The organism is Pseudomonas sp. GW821-FHT11D10 (assembly GCF_058808435.1).
Genome location: NZ_JBXARR010000002.1, coordinates 1 through 18,422, shown reverse-complemented (window position 1 = coordinate 18,422; position 18,422 = coordinate 1). Strand labels below are relative to the sequence as shown.

Annotated in this window: 19 protein-coding genes; 9 read left to right on the top strand and 10 right to left on the bottom strand. The window is 59.3% G+C overall.

The genetic code is table 11. From position 1 onward, the window contains the following. Positions 1–4: 4 nt before the first annotated feature. Positions 5–1,915: an esterase EstP gene (gene estP / locus AC1RT4_RS06505; RefSeq protein ID WP_493084522.1), complete on the bottom strand. Its 1,911-nt coding sequence runs from the start codon at positions 1,913–1,915 to the stop codon at positions 5–7. A 403-nt stretch (positions 1,916–2,318) separates the two neighbouring features. Here estP and AC1RT4_RS06500 point away from each other — a divergent pair, with 403 nt between their 5' ends. The 4 genes from AC1RT4_RS06500 to AC1RT4_RS06485 all read left to right on the top strand — a co-directional run bounded on the left by AC1RT4_RS06500 (position 2,319) and on the right by AC1RT4_RS06485 (position 5,600). Then, complete coding sequence (locus AC1RT4_RS06500) at positions 2,319–2,912, top strand: aminodeoxychorismate/anthranilate synthase component II (RefSeq protein WP_007956309.1); 594 nt, start codon at positions 2,319–2,321, stop codon at positions 2,910–2,912. Between the two features lie 9 nt (positions 2,913–2,921). Continuing rightward, positions 2,922–3,971 carry an anthranilate phosphoribosyltransferase gene (trpD, locus tag AC1RT4_RS06495; RefSeq protein WP_007956310.1) on the top strand — a complete coding sequence of 350 codons (1,050 nt, stop codon included), beginning with the start codon at positions 2,922–2,924 and terminating at the stop codon, positions 3,969–3,971. Continuing rightward, on the top strand, positions 3,968–4,804 hold the full coding sequence (gene trpC, locus AC1RT4_RS06490) for an indole-3-glycerol phosphate synthase TrpC (RefSeq protein WP_493084520.1): 837 nt from the start codon (positions 3,968–3,970) through the stop codon (positions 4,802–4,804). The genes trpD and trpC overlap by 4 nt, the downstream gene beginning before the upstream one ends. Before the next feature lie 97 nt (positions 4,805–4,901). Beyond that, entirely contained in the window at positions 4,902–5,600 is a 699-nt protein-coding gene (locus tag AC1RT4_RS06485; protein ID WP_493084518.1) for a lipoate--protein ligase family protein, read from the top strand. Between the two features lie 10 nt (positions 5,601–5,610). Here the strand turns inward: AC1RT4_RS06485 and crp are convergent, their stop codons facing one another. After that, positions 5,611–6,255, bottom strand: coding sequence for a cAMP-activated global transcriptional regulator CRP (gene crp / locus AC1RT4_RS06480; protein WP_493084516.1), 645 nt, complete (start codon positions 6,253–6,255; stop codon positions 5,611–5,613). A gap of 236 nt (positions 6,256–6,491) precedes the next feature. Here crp and AC1RT4_RS06475 point away from each other — a divergent pair, with 236 nt between their 5' ends. Then, positions 6,492–6,914 (top strand): OsmC family protein, encoded by a 423-nt coding sequence (locus tag AC1RT4_RS06475; RefSeq protein ID WP_003228794.1) that lies wholly within the window; start codon positions 6,492–6,494, stop codon positions 6,912–6,914. A gap of 237 nt (positions 6,915–7,151) precedes the next feature. Further along, positions 7,152–7,946 (top strand): adenosylmethionine decarboxylase, encoded by a 795-nt coding sequence (gene speD / locus AC1RT4_RS06470; protein WP_007956315.1) that lies wholly within the window; start codon positions 7,152–7,154, stop codon positions 7,944–7,946. 61 nt (positions 7,947–8,007) lie between these two features. Here the strand turns inward: speD and coq7 are convergent, their stop codons facing one another. From coq7 to hemJ, 6 genes are all read right to left on the bottom strand, one after another. Further along, positions 8,008–8,655 carry a 2-polyprenyl-3-methyl-6-methoxy-1,4-benzoquinone monooxygenase gene (gene coq7 / locus AC1RT4_RS06465; RefSeq protein WP_493084514.1) on the bottom strand — a complete coding sequence of 216 codons (648 nt, stop codon included), beginning with the start codon at positions 8,653–8,655 and terminating at the stop codon, positions 8,008–8,010. Between the two features lie 107 nt (positions 8,656–8,762). After that, on the bottom strand, positions 8,763–9,101 hold the full coding sequence (locus tag AC1RT4_RS06460; protein ID WP_003228789.1) for a histidine triad nucleotide-binding protein: 339 nt from the start codon (positions 9,099–9,101) through the stop codon (positions 8,763–8,765). A gap of 81 nt (positions 9,102–9,182) precedes the next feature. Next, the gene (locus tag AC1RT4_RS06455; RefSeq protein WP_085697697.1) at positions 9,183–9,971 is read right to left on the bottom strand and encodes an SDR family NAD(P)-dependent oxidoreductase; all 789 of its coding nucleotides are present in this window, start codon (positions 9,969–9,971) and stop codon (positions 9,183–9,185) included. A 61-nt stretch (positions 9,972–10,032) separates the two neighbouring features. After that, positions 10,033–10,983: a DUF805 domain-containing protein gene (locus AC1RT4_RS06450; RefSeq protein WP_493084512.1), complete on the bottom strand. Its 951-nt coding sequence runs from the start codon at positions 10,981–10,983 to the stop codon at positions 10,033–10,035. Between the two features lie 70 nt (positions 10,984–11,053). Then, positions 11,054–12,022 (bottom strand): NAD(P)H-dependent flavin oxidoreductase, encoded by a 969-nt coding sequence (locus tag AC1RT4_RS06445; protein ID WP_192562595.1) that lies wholly within the window; start codon positions 12,020–12,022, stop codon positions 11,054–11,056. Between the two features lie 33 nt (positions 12,023–12,055). Then, the gene (hemJ, locus tag AC1RT4_RS06440) at positions 12,056–12,484 is read right to left on the bottom strand and encodes a protoporphyrinogen oxidase HemJ (RefSeq protein WP_493084509.1); all 429 of its coding nucleotides are present in this window, start codon (positions 12,482–12,484) and stop codon (positions 12,056–12,058) included. Positions 12,485–12,619: 135 nt separating this feature from the next. On the opposite strand from hemJ, the gene argC reads away from it, so the two are divergent. Both argC and erpA read left to right on the top strand, forming a co-directional pair. Continuing rightward, the gene (argC, locus tag AC1RT4_RS06435; protein WP_493084507.1) at positions 12,620–13,654 is read left to right on the top strand and encodes an N-acetyl-gamma-glutamyl-phosphate reductase; all 1,035 of its coding nucleotides are present in this window, start codon (positions 12,620–12,622) and stop codon (positions 13,652–13,654) included. 168 nt (positions 13,655–13,822) lie between these two features. After that, positions 13,823–14,173: an iron-sulfur cluster insertion protein ErpA gene (gene erpA / locus AC1RT4_RS06430; protein ID WP_003228776.1), complete on the top strand. Its 351-nt coding sequence runs from the start codon at positions 13,823–13,825 to the stop codon at positions 14,171–14,173. Positions 14,174–14,245: 72 nt separating this feature from the next. Here erpA and AC1RT4_RS06425 read toward each other — a convergent pair whose 3' ends face one another. Beyond that, entirely contained in the window at positions 14,246–15,337 is a 1,092-nt protein-coding gene (locus tag AC1RT4_RS06425) for an anhydro-N-acetylmuramic acid kinase (RefSeq protein WP_493084505.1), read from the bottom strand. 3 nt (positions 15,338–15,340) lie between these two features. Further along, on the bottom strand, positions 15,341–16,765 hold the full coding sequence (locus AC1RT4_RS06420) for a peptidoglycan DD-metalloendopeptidase family protein (RefSeq protein WP_493084503.1): 1,425 nt from the start codon (positions 16,763–16,765) through the stop codon (positions 15,341–15,343). Between the two features lie 210 nt (positions 16,766–16,975). Here AC1RT4_RS06420 and tyrS point away from each other — a divergent pair, with 210 nt between their 5' ends. Continuing rightward, positions 16,976–18,175: a tyrosine--tRNA ligase gene (gene tyrS, locus AC1RT4_RS06415; RefSeq protein ID WP_493085287.1), complete on the top strand. Its 1,200-nt coding sequence runs from the start codon at positions 16,976–16,978 to the stop codon at positions 18,173–18,175. The last annotated feature ends 247 nt before the right edge of the window (positions 18,176–18,422 follow it).

Genomic DNA, 18,422 nt, shown 5'->3' with positions numbered 1-18,422 from the left:
CGAATCAGAAGTCGAGCGCTACGCCGACGTTGATCCCTTGCTGGGTAAAGTCGTCATCCTTGCGGATGTCGTAGCTGGCGCGCAATGCCAGATCCTTGGTGAGATTGTGGCTCACACCCAGGTTCAGGCGGTTCAGGTTGGTCTGAGGGGCATAGCCGGCCAGGGTGTAGCGGTTGTTCGGCAGGCTGTTGAGGTTCATCGTCACATTCTGGGTGTCGTCGTTGTACTCGCGCTCATGAGCCAGTTCGCCGAACACCTGAGTCTGCGAGGTGATCTGGTACTTGCCCTGGATCCCGAGGCCGAGACGCCGGGAAATGCGCGACTGGTCATCGAACGTCAGCGCGGTGGAGTCGGCGCCGTTTTCCGAATAGCCATCGACTTCAACTTTGGCGAAATCGGCGCTGACGAATGGCGACAGGTGCCATGGGCTGCTCGCTTCTGGCGCAATGTCGTAGCCCACGCGTCCGCTGAAGGCCAGAACGTAGCCGTCGGTATCGCCTTTCTCGCCGCGTTCGTTGACCCCCAGCTGGAATTTGCGTTTGAGGCTGTCGTAATCCAGATGCCCGGCGGTCACGGCGGCATCACCCCACCAGCGGTTCTGCTGGTACTGGGCGAACGCGGTGCCGAGGTAGGTGTTCAGCTTGTAGTCCGAGTCGTTGTCGCCGGCCTCGAGTTTCTGGTTGTAGAAACCGGCCGCCACACCCACACGCCAGGCGTCGTTGAGACGGTAGCTGCCGCCGATGTTCAGGTTGTAACCGTTGCCGTCGGCGCTGGCGCCGCTACGCTGGCTGTCGAAGTCCTGATGCTGGCCGCCACCGGCGACAATCGCCCGCCATTGGCCAACGGCCTGCCAGTTTTCCCAATCTGCCAGCCACTGGTTGCGCAGTTCATCCTGATGCGAGCGCAGGGTGCCTTGAGCCATTTGCGGCAGCAGAGTTGCTTCCCATGGCGCGGCCAGCAGCGAGTAAGCGTAATCGGCAATCAGGCGCTGTCCGGCTTCGGTCGGGTGGACGGAGTCGTTGTAGATCAGTTTGGTCGGATCCGGGGTGGCGCTGTTGATCCCGTATCGGGCGTTCTCGGTGCAGCCGCTGCCGCTGAAGCAGGTGCCAACCAGATTCTGGTCAGTCGCCAGGCCAAATTGCGCCGGATTGGCGAATGCCTCTTTGAGCAATACCGGAACGTTCAGCGGGATGACGTTGGCGTTGACGCTCTGCAACTGGCTGACCAGTTCGGTATTGAACTGGGCGCTGAGTTGCGAGGTGAAGGCTTGCAGCGGCGAGCCGTTGATGGCCGGGGTCAGGCCGATGTCCGGCAACAGCCAGACCATGATGTAGCGGGCGCCGGCACCTTGCAGTGTGCGTACGCTGTCGACCAGTCGATCGGCGGCGGCATTCGCCTGAGGAAGACTGGTGACGCGGCCCTGGAGGAAGTCGTTGCCACCCCCGGTCAGGTAATACAGGGCATTCGGATCGGCACGGAAACCGTTCGACGGCAGATAACCGGAGCGGGTGCGTTCGCCGGTGGCGGACTGGCTGGTGATCGAGTCGAGAATCTGGTCGGTGCGGTAACCGCCGACGGCCCAGTTGTTGCCGTCCGGCAAGCCTTGATCGGGGCGTACTGTCGAAGACGAGGCGGCGGTCTGGTCCGGGGTGAAGCCGAGACGGCCGCCGAGCAGTTGTGTGGCGTTGAGGGAGTAGAACTCACCGCTGCCGTCCCGATAGTTCGGGCCCGTGCGGTTGGTGAAACGTTCGCCCGACCCGGCGGGACCGCCGCTGTCGGAGAAGGTCCCCGCGTCGCTGAGGCTGTCGCCGAAGACCACGAAATTCGAATAAGGATTGGGTGCGGCGTTCGCCTGGGCGCAGGCCATTGCGAGCAGGCATCCGGCGAGCGGTACAAACAACGTCTGTTTGATCATGAGCAAGTCCGTTTATTTATTGTTGTAGTGAACGAAACGACAGTACCAAAAACTTCCGGCGTTTTGCCATCGGTCGTCAACCCTCCCATTGTTTTATCCCCCGCGGCCCCGGCCATATTGCACGCTCCGCCCAGCTAAGTTACTGTGCCGAAACGTATGAACGAGACCTTCCCCGTGTTGATCACCAGCAAACTTCTGGATCAAGTCATCAAGGCACACGCCCGCTGGCGTTGGCGCGCCTGAATCTTTTCTGCCGGCCCTGCCGGATCTGTATCGCTTTGCCTTCCTTGCCCGTTTGAAATGCCGCTGTGCCGATGCGACCTGCGCGTCCGACAGTGTGCAGCGCCCTGGCAAGTCATCCGAAGGCTGTCTTCAAGTCAGAATTCAAGAGGTTCGAAACGCCATGTTGCTGATGATCGACAACTACGACTCCTTTACTTACAACGTTGTGCAATACCTCGGCGAGCTGGGTGCCGAGGTCAAGGTGGTGCGCAACGACGAACTGACCATCGCCGAAATCGAAGCGCTCAACCCTGAGCGGATCGTGGTATCCCCGGGTCCGTGCACGCCGACCGAAGCCGGTATCTCCATCGAAGCCATCAAGCATTTCGCCGGCAAGCTGCCGATCCTCGGCGTCTGCCTTGGTCACCAGTCCATCGGCCAGGCTTTTGGCGGCGATGTCGTCCGCGCCCGCCAGGTGATGCACGGTAAGACTAGCCCGGTATTCCACGAGGACAAGGGCGTGTTTGCCGGTCTGAACCGTCCGCTGACCGTCACCCGCTATCATTCCCTGATCGTCAAACACGAAACGTTGCCCGATTGCCTGGAGCTGACGGCGTGGACTCAACACGATGACGGTTCGGTCGATGAAATCATGGGCCTGCGTCACAAGACCCTGAACATCGAGGGCGTACAGTTCCACCCGGAATCGATCCTCACCGAGCAGGGCCATGAACTGTTCGCCAACTTCCTCAAACAAACCGGCGGCACGCGCTAAGGACTTTCCATGAATATCAAGACAGCCCTGAGCCGTATCGTCGATCACCTCGACCTCAGCACCGATGAAATGCGCGACGTGATGCGCGAAATCATGACCGGCCAATGCACTGACGCGCAGATTGGCGCGTTCATGATGGCCATGCGCATGAAGAGCGAAAGCATCGACGAAATCGTCGGCGCCGTGTCGGTGATGCGTGAGCTGGCGGACAAGGTCGAACTCCAGACCCTCGACCGCGTGGTCGACGTGGTCGGCACCGGCGGTGACGGCGCGAACATTTTCAACGTGTCGACCGCGTCTTCCTTTGTGGTCGCCGCGGCTGGCTGCACCGTGGCCAAACACGGCAACCGTGCGGTATCGGGCAAGAGCGGCAGTGCCGATCTGCTGGAAGCCGCCGGCATCTACCTCAACCTGACCCCGGTTCAGGTGGCGCGCTGCATCGACAACGTCGGCATCGGTTTCATGTTTGCCCAGACTCACCACAAAGCCATGAAATACGCCGCCGGCCCGCGCCGCGATCTCGGCCTGCGCACCCTGTTCAACATGCTCGGCCCGCTTACGAATCCGGCCGGTGTGAAACATCAGGTGGTGGGCGTGTTTACCCCGGCGCTGTGCCGGCCGTTGGCTGAAGTCTTGCAGCGTCTGGGCAGCAAGCACGTGCTGGTGGTGCATTCGAAGGACGGCCTGGACGAGTTCAGCCTGGCGGCGCCGACCTTTGTTGCCGAGCTGAAAGACGATCAGATCACCGAATATTGGGTCGAGCCGGAAGATCTGGGCATGAAGAGCCAGAGCCTGCACGGCCTGTCGGTCGAAGGCCCGGAAGCGTCGCTGGCGCTGATCCGCGATGCACTGGGCAAGCGCAAGACCGAGAACGGTCAGAAGGCTGCCGAGATGATCGTGCTCAATGCCGGTGCGGCGCTGTACGCCGCCGACCTGGCGACAAGTCTGAAAGAGGGCGTGGCACTGGCCCACGACGCTCTGCACACCGGTCTTGCTCGGGAAAAACTCGAGGAGTTGGGTGCCTTTACCGCGGTATTCAAAGTGGAGAATGAGGGATGAGTGTACCGACGGTTCTGGAAAACATTCTGGCCCGCAAGGTTCAGGAAGTCGCCGAGCGTAGCGCCCGTGTGAGCCTGAGCGAGCTGGAGAGTCTGGCCAAGGCGGCCGATGCACCCCGTGGTTTTGCCCAGGCATTGCTGGCGCAGGCCAAGAAGAAACAACCGGCAGTGATCGCCGAAATCAAGAAGGCGTCGCCGAGCAAAGGCGTGATCCGCGAGAACTTCGTTCCCGCCGACATCGCCAAAAGCTACGAGAAGGGTGGGGCGACCTGCCTGTCGGTGCTGACCGACATCGACTACTTCCAGGGCGCCGATGCCTACCTGCAACAGGCCCGCGCGGCGTGCTCGCTGCCGGTGATCCGCAAGGACTTCATGATCGATCCGTACCAGATCGTCGAAGCCCGTGCCCTGGGCGCCGATTGCGTGCTGTTGATCGTCTCCGCGCTGGATGACATGAAAATGGCCGAACTGGCTTCGGTGGCCAAAGACGTCGGCCTCGATGTGCTGGTGGAAGTGCATGACGGCGATGAGCTGGAGCGCGCGTTGAAAACCCTCGACACGCCGCTGGTCGGGGTCAACAACCGCAATCTGCACACCTTCGACGTGAGCCTGGAAACCACCCTCGACCTGCTGCCGCGCATTCCGCGCGATCGTCTGGTGATCACCGAGAGCGGCATCCTCAACCGTGCCGATGTCGAGCTGATGGAGATCAGCGACGTTTACGCGTTCCTGGTCGGCGAAGCGTTCATGCGCGCCGAAAGCCCGGGCATCGAACTGCAGCGTCTGTTCTTCCCGGAGCGCGGCGTTCCGGTGAGCGGTTCGACCCTCGACTGATCGAGTCTTCGCACGGGCCCGTTCCCCCTGTGGGAGCGGGCTTGCCCGCGAAGGCGGCATAAGATTCACCTCAGACTCAACGTCCTATGGAAACCTTATGATCCCCACGTCCCTGACCATCGAAGCCGGCCTGCAAGCCGAACAGGATCTGCTGGCCTCGGTCTGCGCTGGTGATGCCGAATTCGGCTTGCTGTTCTGGCAGCCCAGCGATCGCGCTTTGGTCATGCCTCGCCGTTTAAATCGCTTGCCCGGATTCGATCACGCCTGCGAAGTCTCCGCTGCTGCCGGCTGGCCGGTGCTGCTGCGTGAAACCGGTGGTGAACCTGTTCCGCAATCCGCTTCGACCATCAATATTGCACTGGTCTACGCGCCGCCTCGCAGCGAGGGTGATCTGAACCGCATCGAAACCGGTTACCGGCGTCTGTGTGATCCGATCTGTGAGTTGCTGGATGAATTGGGTGGCACTTCGTCGTTGGGTGAAATCGACGGTGCGTTCTGCGATGGGCGCTTCAACGTCAATCTCGACGGTCGCAAGATGGTCGGCACCGCTCAGCGCTGGCGCCAGAGTCAGGGCGGTCAGCGTCCGGTGGGGTTGGTGCACGGAGCGATGCTGGTGGATGACGAACGTGAGTCGATGGTCGCGGCGGTCAACCGCTTCAACGAAGCGTGTGGTCTGGAGCAACGAGTACGTGCCGCCAGCCACATCGCTCTGCATGAGAAATTCCCGGCGCCCCATGCACTGGCGCGTCTCGATGAACTCTTTCGTTTGATGCAGGCGCAGATCTACGCCGGTTGAGCTTTGGAGCTCAGCGAGTGCCGAAGACCACCATGGTCTTGCCTTTTACATCCACCAGGTTGCGTTCCTCAAGATCCTTGAGCACGCGACCGACCATCTCTCGTGAACAACCGACAATCCGGCCGATTTCCTGACGGGTCACCTTGATCTGCATGCCGTCCGGGTGGGTCATCGCATCCGGCTGTTTGCAAAGCTCCAGCAAACAGCGAGCGACACGACCGGTGACGTCGAAGAACGCCAGGTCGCCGACTTTGCGCGTGGTGTTGCGCAGACGTTGCGCGATTTGTCCGCTGAGCACGTAAAGAATGTCCGGATCCTGTTGCGACAATTCGCGGAACTTGGCGTAGCTGATTTCCGCGACCTCGCATTCAACCTTGGCCCGCACCCAGGCGCTTCGCTGTTGCTCCTGGCCGGCTTCTTCGAAAAGACCCAGCTCGCCGAAGAAGTCCCCGGCATTCAGGTACGCGATGATCATCTCGCGGCCGTCGTCGTCTTCGATCAGGATCGTGACCGAACCGCGGACGATGAAGTACAGCGTGTCGGAGCGATCCCCGGCGCAGATGATGTTGCTCTTGGCCGCGTGACGCCGGCGTTGGCAATGCATCAGCAGCTTGTCGAGGTTCTTGATTTTGGGTGTGGGGGTAATACCAACCATGGTTGTATCCCGAAAAGACTGCACGGTTATATTTGGTTTTTATATGAGGCGCTGAGGCGGTCGCTACACAGTCTGGCGAAGGCGCCAGTGAATTGGCGCCAGCTTAACAGACACTTCGTCGAAATTTCGAGAAATCACCTACGTTAAAGGTGCATTCGTCCCAGGAACGTGCTCGCTGTCCGGGCGGGGCCCTGTGCTAAGCTGGCGACCCTTTTTTCTACAGTGGAGTCTTGGCGATGAAGGCACGCATCCAATGGGCTGGCGAAGCCATGTTCCTCGGCGAATCCGGCAGCGGTCATGTCGTGGTCATGGACGGTCCGCCGGACGCCGGTGGTCGTAATCTGGGTGTCCGCCCGATGGAAATGCTCCTGCTGGGCGTCGGTGGTTGCAGCAATTTCGACGTGGTCAGCATCTTGAAGAAGTCCCGTCAGGCCGTTGAAAGCTGCGAAGCCTTTCTGGAAGCCGAGCGCGCGACCGAAGATCCGAAAGTATTCACCAAGATCCACATGCACTTCGTGGTCAAGGGTCGTGGCCTGAAAGAAGCCCAGGTCAAACGCGCCATCGAACTGTCTGCCGAGAAGTATTGCTCGGCCTCGATCATGCTCGGCGCCGCCGGCGTAGCGATCACCCACGACTACGAAATCGTCGAACTCGGCTGAGCCGACATTCAACTATCATAAAAGCAGTGCAGACTCTGGCGATCCCCCGCTGACGTCTGCATAATGCGCCACTTTTTTCAGGGCCGTGATCAGTCAACCGACGGGTCATCCGCCTGAACAGATAACCAAAATCGCCATCGCGAAGAGGTGTTAACCGTCCTACGCAGGTGCGTTGTTCGCACTTGACGGGCATGCTTGATCACGCGGCCGTGCCGCATACATAGAGAGTTTTTAACGGTGAAAAGCAAACTCAAGCTCCACGGGTTCAATAACCTGACAAAGACCTTGAGCTTCAACATCTATGACATCTGCTACGCGGAAACCCCGCAAGACCAGCAGGCTTACGTCGAGTACATCAATCAAGAGTACAACGCCGAACGCCTGACGCAGATCCTCACGGAAGTTGTCGAAATCATTGGTGCCAACATTCTGAACATTGCGAGTCAGAACTATGAGCCTCAGGGTGCCAGCGTCACGATTCTGATCTCGGAAGAGCCGGTGACCCCGACCGAAAGCCAGATCGAAGAGTCCCCGGGCCCGTTGCCCGAAATCATCCTGGCCCACCTCGACAAGAGCCACATCACGGTGCACACCTACCCGGAAATCCATCCGGACGCCGGTATCGCGACCTTCCGTGTGGACATCGACGTGTCGACCTGTGGTGTCATTTCACCGCTCAAAGCGCTCAACTTCCTCATTCACCAGTTCGATTCGGACATCGTGACCGTGGATTACCGTGTGCGCGGCTTCACCCGTGACGTTGAAGGCAACAAGCACTTCATCGACCACGAGATCAACTCGATCCAGAACTACCTCTCCGAAGACACCCGCGACGCGTACCAGATGACCGACGTGAACGTGTACCAGGAAAACCTGTTCCACACCAAAATGCTGCTGAAGAACTTCGAACTGGACAACTACCTGTTCGGCGACGCCACCAGCAACCTGTCTTCCGAGCAACGCGCTCAGGTGACCGAGCGTGTGAAACACGAAATGCTGGAAATCTTCTACGCGCGCAATATGCCGAGCTAAGAAATCCGGGCACAAAAAAAGGTGACTGCTTTGCGGCAGTCGCCTTTTTTGTGGGCGTCTTTCAGATCCGGTAAGTGCTTTTGGTCATCACTTTGGCCAACAGGCTCATGCCGAATTTCACCGGCGCCGGGAAGCGGAAACCACCGGCCTCCAGTGCGCTTTCCGCGTGATGTTCTTCATCTATGCGCATCTGTTTCAGGATTGCCCGGGATTTTTCATCCTCGGCCGGCAATTGCTCCAGATGCTCGTTCAGGTGCTTGCAGACCTGATGCTCGGTGGCGGCAACAAACCCGAGGCTGACCTTGTCGCTGATCAGACCGGCGACTGCGCCGATCCCGAACGACATACCGTAGAACAGTGGGTTGAGCACGCTGGTGTGGCTGCCCAACTGGTGAATGCGCTGTTCGCACCAGACCAGATGATCGATCTCTTCTTCGGCCGCATGCTCCATGGCCTCGCGCACCTGCGGCAGCTTGGCGGTCAGCGCCTGGCCCTGATACAGCGCCTGGGCGCAGACTTCACCGGTGTGGTTGATGCGCATCAGGCCGGCGACGTGGCGGGTGTCCTCATCGCTCATCTGCACATCGGGCTGCACGATTGCCGGCGACGGACGGTACGGCTGGCCGCTGAAGGGCAGCAAGGTACGCATCGCGGCATCGGCTTGCAGCAGAAGACGATCAATGGGCGAGTAGTGACGTTGGGTAGTCATGCTGACCTCCGGGAAGAATCTCGGCGGCCAGTTTAACCGAATCGGCCGGGGAAGGTTTGCGCTGGGTCATGTGGGAGCAGGGCGCTCCCACCGACTTCTGGGTTCAATCAGCCTGGAGGCCAGTTCATCTGGCGTTGACCGAGAACGTGCATGTGAATGTGGTAGACGGTCTGCCCACCCTTTTCATTGCAGTTCATCACCACCCGGAAACCTTCCTCGCAACCCAGCTCCAGCGCCAGACGCTGAGCGGTGAACAGGATGTGCCCGGCCAGTGCCTTGTCGTCTTCGGTCAGGTCGTTGAGGGTGCGCACCGGTTTCTTCGGGATCACCAGAAAATGCACCGGTGCCTGTGGGGCGATGTCGTGGAACGCCAGAACCTGGTCGTCCTCGTAGATGATCTTCGCCGGAATTTCCCGGTTGATGATCTTGGTGAACAGAGTATCCACTGCTGTTTTCTCCGTTGTTTGGGCTGGCCTGAGTGTACTCATAGGGGGATTGACCCGCCCAGTGTTTTACCGTAGGACTTTTCAGCGCGGGCAGTAAGCCTTGTTGACCATGCCGACAATCGTGCGATTGAGCCAACGCGAACCGAGCCGTGGCAGAAAGGCGAACCAGCGGTTTCGGCGTCCGGGAATGATGATCGCGCGGTTTTTCTCCAGGGCGCGCACGGTATACAGCGCGACTTCTTCGGGGCTCATCAGAAGTTTGCTGGCGTTGAGCTTGTCGTTGTTCAGTTGCGCGGTGCTGAAGAACGCGGTGCGGGTCGGGCCAGGACAGAGCACCGACACTTTCACGGCACATTTCTTCAATTCCACCCGCAGTGCTTCCGAGAAATGCAGTACATACGCCTTGCTGGCGTAGTAGGTGCTCATCCAGGGCCCGGGGTTGAAGGCTGCCACCGACGCGACGTTGAGAATCTGCCCGCCACCCTGCAACGCCATGCTGTTGCCGATGGCATGGCAGAGGCGGGTGAGGGCGAGGATGTTCACTTCGATCAGATCCTGTTCGGTCATCCAGTCCTGGGCCAGGAACGGGCCGCAAGTACCGATGCCGGCGCAATTGACCAACAGATCGATCTGCCGGTCGCCTTCTTCAAGCTCCAGCAGAAAACCGGACAGGCGCAGCGGCTCACCCAAGTCACAGGCGCGGAACAGCACTTCAACGCCGAAGCGCTGGGTCAGTTCAATCGCAATGCTTTCCAGCTGATCACGCTGGCGAGCCACCAGAATCAGGCTGCGGCCACGGCGCGCCAGGGCTTCGGCCATGGCCAGGCCGATGCCGCTGGAGGCGCCGGTGATCAGAGCGTAACGGGTCATGCAAATCTCCATCGCAACAGCCCCGCGCCGCGGACTCAGGTGTCACGGCGGGGAGCGTTGTTCATTCTTTCGCAGAGTCTACAGGGGCGAGGGCGGCTTCGGCTGCATCGTCTGCCGAATTCGCGGCGGGCTCGACTTCGACATCGATTTCATCGGTGGTCACCGAACCGCTCTCATAGCTGCTTTCAAGACTGCTTTCGTATTCCTGCTGGATGGCGGTGATTCCGCCCAGCATGCCACCCATGAAAAACAGCCCGATAAATACGATCCACAGTGAGCACAGCACTTTGACTGCCGTACTGTTTGGCGGAGGCGGTGGGCCATAGCGATTGGCGCCGGTATTGCCCGGCACGACCATGATCACCAGCGGGAAGAAACTGCCCACGAACGGCACCAGCGTCAGCAGCCAGAGCCACCCGGACCAGCCGATATCGTGCAGGCGCTGAATGCTGAACAGGATCCCGACGATCGCGAAGGCCAGAAACAGGAAGAAGGCGAGGAGACCGCCGATGATCAGGCCGGTGGTCGAGTCGGCGCTCACCAGGCCCAGGCCGATCAGCGCGAACACGCTGACGATTGGCAGGGCTACCAGGCTCAATACCATCGACCATGCCAGGTAACGCAAGCGGCCGATCCGGCCTTCAACGCTGAGCGGCTTGAGAGGCGCGAATGCCGGCAGGTTTTCACCGACGGCGGCGCGAGGGGGCGCATAAGGCGAGTCAGGCTCCGCGACGGCGGCGCTTTGCTCGTGGACATCCGACAGGTTCAGCTCGATGGGCGTTTCGGTTTCGATCCGTGCATCGATCCCGGTCTTGCCCAGCGCTTGCAGATAAGTCTGCGCATCGCTGTGGGACAAATCACGCTTGAGCGCGACGGTGCGGCCATTGAACAGACGCTCGATGGCGGCAACATCGCTTTTGAACAGATCGGCCAGGTTGAGCTTGGCGGTGGTGATATCGACGCCGGGCTGGAGCGCACCGTCGAAAACGATCTTGTAACGGGGTTCGCTCATGGCCGAGGCATCCTTGTCGCGAGATAAATTGAGTCTAAGGCCAGTCAGACAGCGACTGGCGGGGTTTCATTCAACGTGGCCAGCGTTTCGGCAGTTGCGCTGCGTGCTCCAGGGCCTGGCGGTATTCGGCATCGAGGCGCGCCACCAGTTGATCCACGCTTGGCAGATCGTCGATCTGCCCCACGCCCTGGCCCGCAGACCACACGGTTTTCCAGGCCTTGGCTTCGTCGTTGATCGGCTTGAGCTTGTCGCCGAAATTCACTTCGCCCTTGCCTTGCAGGGCGGCCATGTCGAAACCGGCAGCCTCCAGGCTTTGACGCATGAAACTGGCCGGTACACCGGACACGGCAGGAGTATGAATGATGTCGGCGGCTTTGGCAGTCAGCAGCATCTCCTTATAGGCGTCAGGCGCATGACTTTCAGTGGTGCCGATAAATCGCGTACCGAAGTAGGCCAGATCCGCGCCGAGCAGTTGTGCGGCGAGAATCTCATGCCCATGGTTCAAACATCCTGCAAGCAACAGGGTTTTGTCGAAGAACTCGCGGATCTCGGCGATCAGCGAAAACGGACTCCAGGTCCCTGCGTGCCCGCCGGCACCCGCAGCGACGGCGATCAAACCATCGACACCGGCCTCGGCGGCTTTCTCGGCATGGCGGCGGGTCGTCACGTCATGGAAGACCAGGCCGCCGTAACTGTGCACGGCGTCTACCAGCTCTTTGACGGCACCGAGGCTGGTGATGACGATGGGGACTTTGTGCTCGACGCAGATGTTCAGGTCAGCCTGCAGGCGCGGGTTGCTGTGGTGGACGATCAGGTTCACCGCGTACGGCGCCGGGTTCTCCAATGTCGCCAGTCCCGCTTCGATCTGCTCCAGCCAGGCCTTGAATCCGCTGCTTTCGCGTTGGTTCAGCGCCGGGAAGCTGCCAACCACGCCGTTGCGGCAGCAAGCCAGCACCAGTTCAGGATTGGAGATCAGGAACATCGGCGCCGCCACCACAGGCAGGCGCAGACGTTGTTCGAGCAGAGCGGGCAGCGACATCGGAAGTACCCCGGAAAGTTGTATTTGTTGAAGTTAGAACGGCTTGACCACGACCAGAATTACGATAGCCAGCAATATCAGAACCGGCACTTCATTGAACCAGCGATAAAAGACATGGCTGCGGGTGTTCTCGCCACGGGAAAAACGTTTCACCTGCGCGCCGCACATGTGGTGGTAACCGATCAACAGCACGACCAGGGTCAGTTTGGCGTGGATCCAGCCACCGCTGCTGAAGATGCCCGGGTTCAGGTAGATCAGCCAGCCGCCGAAGATCAGCGCGGCGATCATCGCCGGGCCCATGATGCCGCGATACAGCTTGCGCTCCATGATGCTGAAGCGTTCCTTGCTGATCGTGTCTTCACTTTGCGCGTGATAAACGAACAGTCGCGGCAGATAGAAGAGGCCGGCAAACCAGCACACGATGCTGACGATATGTAGCGCTTTGATCCACAGATAGAGCATTTTTGGTTATTCCCTAATTCACGGTAGGCCGGATAGTAGAGGCTTGAGCGTCCGCACGTCACCTTGACGGTTGTCGCAGGGGCGCGCGGCCCCTATTATCGACGGCTTTCCAGTGGGTTCGTTGAGGGCAGGTTTATGGTCAAGGTCGGTATCGTCGGCGGCACGGGTTACACCGGTGTCGAACTGCTGCGTCTGTTGGCACAGCATCCGCAGGCAGAAGTGGTAGTGATCACTTCCCGATCCGAGGCCGGTCTGGCCGTGGCTGATATGTACCCGAACCTGCGCGGTCACTACGACGGTCTGGCATTCAGCGTGCCGGACATCAAGACCCTGGGCGCTTGCGACGTGGTGTTCTTCGCTACTCCGCACGGCGTCGCCCACGCACTGGCCGGCGAGTTGCTGGCGGCCGGCACCAAGGTCATCGACCTGTCGGCAGACTTCCGTCTGCAGGACGCCGATGAATGGGCCAAGTGGTACGGCCAGCCGCACGGCGCGCCAGAGCTGCTGGACGAGGCGGTTTACGGCTTGCCGGAAGTCAATCGTGAGCAGATCAGGAAAGCACGCCTGATCGCGGTGCCGGGTTGCTATCCGACCGCGACGCAGCTGGGTTTCCTTCCGTTGCTTGAAGCGGGCATTGCCGACGCTTCGCACCTGATCGCCGACTGCAAATCCGGCGTCAGCGGTGCTGGCCGTGGTGCTGCCGTAGGCTCGCTGTACTCCGAGACGTCGGAAAGCATGAGGGCCTATGCGGTGAAAGGTCACCGTCATCTGCCGGAAATTCGTCAGGGGCTGCGTCGTGCGGCAGGCAAGGATGTCGGTCTGACTTTCGTGCCGCACCTGACGCCGATGATCCGTGGCATTCACTCCACGCTCTATGCAACCGTGGTGGATCGCTCGGTGGATCTGCAGGCGCTGTTCGAGAAACGTTATGCCAATGAGCCGTTCGTCGATGTGATGCCGGCCGGCAGCCATCCGGAAACCCGCAGCGTGCGTGGCGCGAATGTCTGCCGCATCGCGGTTCACCGCCCGCAGGATGGTGATCTGGTGGTAGTGCTTTCGGTGATCGACAACCTGGTCAAAGGCGCGTCGGGTCAGGCGGTGCAGAACATGAACATTCTGTTCGGGCTGGATGAGCGCTTTGGTCTGTCCCACGCGGGCATGCTGCCGTAACGACTGATCTTGCTTGGTAAAAAGGCCCGTCTGACGGGCCTTTTTGCATTCTGGTCGGTTGATCAGCTTTATTGATATACCGTAACAATAGTTGACCGATTTTCTAGGACAAGCGGATAATGCGCGTCATCACGCATTATGGCGGCGTAACGCCGGGAGATAGTCAGCATGAGCGTCGAATCCTTCACCCCCACGGCTTTGCAATTCACTCAAGGTGCCGCGCACAAGGTGAAGAGCCTGGTCGATGAAGAGGGGAATGATCGCTTGAAGCTGCGCGTATTCGTTACGGGCGGCGGTTGTTCAGGGTTTCAGTACGGCTTCACCTTCGATGAAGATGTGGCCGAGGACGACACCATCGTCGAGCGCGAAGGCGTCAGTCTGGTGGTCGATCCGATGAGCTTCCAGTACCTGGCAGGTGCCGAGGTGGATTATCAGGAAGGTCTGGAAGGTTCGCGTTTTGTGATCAAGAACCCGAATGCCACCACCACTTGTGGTTGCGGCTCCTCGTTCTCGATCTGATCGCGCTTCACCGTACACAATAAAACGCCGCAGAACCTCACGGTTCTGCGGCGTTTTGTTATCTGCGATTTGTCAGTTGGGGTAGATGGCGCCGAGTACTCGCAAGCCTTTGGCGCCGGTGACGCTCGGGCGGTTGGCGGCAATGCCTTCCAGACAGCAGTGGGCCAGCCAGGCGAAGGCCATGGCCTCGACCCAGTCCGGATCGACGCCGTGGGTCGATGTGCTGGCGACCTTGGCGTTGGGTAGCAGGTCGGCCAAGCGCTTCATCAGCGTGGCGTTGTGGGCACCGCCCCCGCAGACCAGGAGCTCTTCGGTATTCGATTGAGCGCTTTGCAGCGATTCGACGATGGTCAGCGCCGTCAGTTCGAGCAGTGTTGCCTGTACGTTTTCGGGTGCGAGACCTGGCTGGCGCGACAGTTGCTGCTCCAGCCAGGGCAGGTTGAAGACTTCGCGGCCGGTGCTCTTCGGGCCTTGGGTCACAAAAAACGGATCGCTGAGCAGGGCTTTCAGCAGGGTCGGTTCAACCTTGCCGCTGGCAGCCCACTGCCCGTTACGGTCGTAGTTCTCGCCCCGTTGCTGATGAATCCAGGCATCCATCAGCACATTCCCCGGCCCGCAGTCGAAACCGGCTACAGGCTTGTTCGGCTCAATCAGACTGAGATTGCTGAAACCGCCGACATTCAAGACCGCGCGGTTGCCGGTATGCTCTTCGAATAGCGCTTCATGAAAGGCAGGAACCAGCGGAGCGCCTTGGCCGCCGGCGGCTACATCGCGACTGCGGAAGTCACTGACGACTGTAATGCCGGTCAGCTCGGTCAGCAGAGCAGGGTTGCCGATCTGCACAGTGAAACCGCGTGCGGGCTCGTGGCGAATGGTCTGGCCGTGGCTGCCGATCGCGCGAATGGCTTCAGGCTTGAGCTGTTGCTGTTCGAGGAGGGTATGAATCCCTTGCGCGGCGAGCTTCACCCAGTTCTGCTGGGCAATCGCTGAACGGGCGATTTCGTCAGGGCCGCTGGCGCACAAGCCAAGCAGCTCGGCGCGCAGGGTTTCAGGCATGGGGATGTAATGTGTGGCGACCAGATTGATCGCCGAGGATTGCTCGATCAGGGCGATGTCCAGCCCGTCGAGACTGGTGCCGGACATCACGCCGATATAAAGAGCCATGGCTTAACGTTTGCTCGAAGCCAGCATGGTGGCTTTTTCCTGGTCCATACGAGCCATCAGTGGCTGGCTCTGCGCCAGGAAGCGGGCGCGTTCGGATTTGGCGATCGGGTCGGCCATCGGCAGCTTCTGGCCCAATGGGTCGACGTGAACACCGTTGACCTGGAACTCATAGTGCAAATGCGGGCCGGTGGACAGGCCGGTGGTGCCGATATAGCCGATCACCTGGCCCTGTTTGACGGTGCCGCCTGTCTTCACGCCCTTGGCGAAGCCCTGCATGTGGCCATACAGCGTACGGTAAGTGTTGCCGTGCTGGATGATCACGGTGTTGCCGTAACCGCCGCGACGGCCGGCCAACAGCACTTTGCCGTCGCCGGCAGCCTTGATTGGCGTACCGCGTGGGGCGGCGTAGTCGACGCCTTTGTGGGCGCGGATCTTGTTGAGGATCGGGTGTTTGCGGCCCATGGAGAATTTCGAGCTGATGCGGGCGAAGTCCACCGGGGTACGGATGAACGCCTTGCGCATGCTGTTGCCATCGGCGGTGTAGTAGCTGCTGTTGCCCTGCTTGTTGGTGTAACGCACGGCGGTGTAAGTCTTGCCGCGGTTGGTGAAGCGGGCGGACAGGATCGGACCGTTGCCAACGGCTTTGCCGTTGACCACTTTCTGTTCATAGATCACATCGAACTCGTCACCCTGGCGGATATCCTGGGCGAAGTCGACGTCGTAGCCAAACACACTGGCCATGTCCATGGTCAGGCTGTGAGACAGGCCTGCGCGGGCGGCGGATTGCGACAGCGAGCTGTTGATCACACCGTGTACATAAGCGGTGCGAACAGTCGGTTTGGCGGTAACACGGTTGAACACATAACCCTTGTCGTTCTTGGTCAGAGTGATGGTTTCAACGTCGCTGACCTTGCTGTGCAGGTTGGTCAGCTGGCCTTGTGGATTCAATTCGAATTCGAGTTTCTGGCCATGTTTGAGCTGACTGAACTGCTTGGCTTGTTTGTCGCTGGCCAGCACTTCATGGACGGCTGCGGCCGGGAGACCGACTTTCTCGAACAGTGTAGAAAGCGTATCGCCCTTGGAGACGATCACTTCCCTGTGATTTGGGGCCTTCTTTTCTTCAGCTACCGGTGTCGGCGCTGGTGCAGCCTGAGCGGTTTCCTGCGGCTCTTCGGCACTGTTTTCGATCTGCGCGAAAGGAGAGGCTACGGATTCGTTTGTGGCTTGAGCCGCGTCGGCAGCGTCTTGATCTTGTGTCAGTTGTTCAGCAGGACTTTCCAGTTCAAGGCTCAGCGTTGTCTTTTTGGCTTCAACATCACTGGATGGAAACACCAGGAGCGCCAGGCTGAGAAGGGCGGCGATCCCACTTGCGGCGAGCAGGTGGGTCTTCGGGTAAAGCGGTGGCGCTTTAGACGGTTCAGTGGTCATAAGTAATTTGACTTTGAAAAAGATGAATTGGAAAAGATGAATGACATGATGAAGATGAAATAACTGTATAAAATATAACCAAATCATCCCTGAAGCAAGTCTGTGGACGCCCTGTCTGTGGATTGGCGTCCGTGCGCCGGGCAAAACTTGTATTTGGTGCGCGATCTTGTATGGTTGGTTCCCTTTGAATCTGAGCCTTGCGGGTCTGTTATGAAGTCGGTTGAAGAGCAGCTAGCGCTGATTAAACGTGGTGCGGAAGAACTGTTGGTCGAGTCCGAGCTGATCGAAAAGCTCAAGCGTGGCCAGCCGCTGCGAATCAAGGCCGGCTTCGATCCAACTGCGCCGGATCTGCACCTTGGTCACACGGTGCTTATTAATAAGCTGCGTCAGTTCCAGGAACTGGGGCATCAAGTGATCTTCCTTATTGGTGATTTCACCGGAATGATCGGTGATCCGAGTGGCAAGAGCGCCACGCGTCCTCCTTTGACCCGTGAGCAGGTTCTGGAAAACGCCGAGACCTACAAGACTCAGGTGTTCAAGATTCTTGATCCGGCGAAAACCGAAGTCGCGTTCAACTCCACCTGGATGGATCAGATGGGGCCTGCGGACTTTATTCGTCTGACTTCGCAGTACACCGTTGCTCGTATGCTCGAGCGTGATGACTTCGACAAGCGCTACACCACCAATCAGCCGATCGCCATTCACGAATTCCTGTATCCGCTGGTGCAGGGTTATGACTCGGTTGCTTTGCGCGCTGACGTTGAACTGGGTGGTACCGATCAGAAGTTCAACCTGCTGATGGGGCGTGAGCTGCAGCGTGGTTATGGCCAGGAAGCGCAGTGCATCCTGACGATGCCGTTGCTTGAAGGTCTGGATGGCGTGAAGAAGATGTCCAAGTCGCTGGGCAACTACGTCGGTATCCAGGAAGCACCGGGTGTCATGTACAGCAAGCTGGTTTCGATTCCCGATGCGTTGATGTGGCGCTACTTCGAGTTGCTCAGCTTCCGCTCGATGGATGAGATCAATGCGTTCCGTGCTGATGTGGAGGCGGGCGCTAATCCTCGCGATATCAAGATCAAGCTGGCCGAAGAGATTGTTGCGCGCTTCCATGGTGAAGAGGCTGCGGCCAATGCTCACCGTGGTGCGGGTAACCGTATGAAGGATGGCGAGCTGCCAGATGATCTGCCAGAGGTCGAACTGACTGCTGCCGAGGATATGCCGATTGCTGCTGTCCTTAATAAGGCAGGCTTGGTGAAGAACTCGGCGGCTGCTCGTGATCTGCTGGCTTCCGGCGGTGTGCGTGTAGATGGTGAGGTGGTTGATCGTTCCTTTATATACGCACTGGGCGCGACTCACGTTTGTCAGGCCGGCAAGAAGGCTTTTGCACGGATTACGCTGAAATCCGAATAAAGTTGAAATAAGGGGTTGACGGCGAATTCTAGAGGTCTATAATTCGCCCCACTTCCGGCGCAGTCGAAACGGAAAACTCCTTGGGATTCAATGAGTTAAGTAGGTTTCGAAGGCGGGTAGCTTCAGTTCATCGAAGCCTGGAAGGAGTTGGAAATGCCGGCTTGTTCGGTGCTTTCAACGGTTCGATCTTCTCGGTCGAAAGCGGAGAAAAAGAGGTGTTGACAGCAGCGTGTAACGCTGTAGAATT